Source organism: Frankia sp. CoWAU3 (genome assembly GCF_977971855.1).
Map to the genome: position 1 here is coordinate 2,154 of NZ_CDWWXB010000342.1, position 621 is coordinate 2,774.

The following is a 621-nucleotide window of genomic DNA, read 5'->3' on the forward strand; positions in this document are numbered from 1 at the left end:
CCGGCCGGATGGCAGCCCGCACGTGGTCGCCGTCGGCGCGACACTTGATCCGGCGGCGGGCATCGCCCGGGTGATCACATCGGCCCGGTCCCGCAAGGCCCGCCTGATCGCGGCGGGACCGGCCCACGGCACCCCCGTCGGGCTCTGCCAGATCGACGGCCGACGCTGGTCGACGCTGGAGGGACTGGCCGTGCTCCGGGATGATCCGGCGAGTGTGGCCGACGCCGAGTTCCGCTATGCGCAGCGTTACCGCACGCCGCGGGCCAATCCCCGGCGTGTCGTCGTGGAGGTGCGGATCACCCGCGTGCTCGGCAGCGTCTGACCCTCAGGACTCGATCGCCGCGGTGATGCCGACCAGCAGCCATTCCAGCCCGTCGGCGAAGTCCTCCTGCGCGTCGTCACCCATGATCGTCGTATTGCCCGGACCCAACTGCGCGAGGAAGGGATAGTCGCCGGTGGCGATCAGGCTGCGGAGGTAGGTGGTCAGCTCGACCTTGTCGACGTCGGTCCGGGAGTGGAGGTCCCGCGCCCGCAGTTCGGCGAGAACGTGCCCGATCGTGTACGTGTCGACCGCGCGCAGAATCGCGATCTTCCGGCGAGGTGGCACGGGCAGCCTGGCGA

The 621-nt window shown here is 70.9% G+C and carries 2 protein-coding genes; one reads left to right on the forward strand and one right to left on the reverse strand.

What is annotated here, in order from left to right:
• On the forward strand, positions 1-322 hold a 322-nt coding region (locus AC08ON_RS18205; protein WP_476617450.1), incomplete at its 5' end, for a pyridoxamine 5'-phosphate oxidase family protein.
• Positions 323-325: 3 nt separating this feature from the next.
• Here AC08ON_RS18205 and AC08ON_RS18210 read toward each other — a convergent pair.
• Positions 326-621 (reverse strand): TetR/AcrR family transcriptional regulator C-terminal domain-containing protein (locus AC08ON_RS18210; RefSeq protein ID WP_476617451.1); only part of this gene is annotated, 296 nt, incomplete at its 5' end.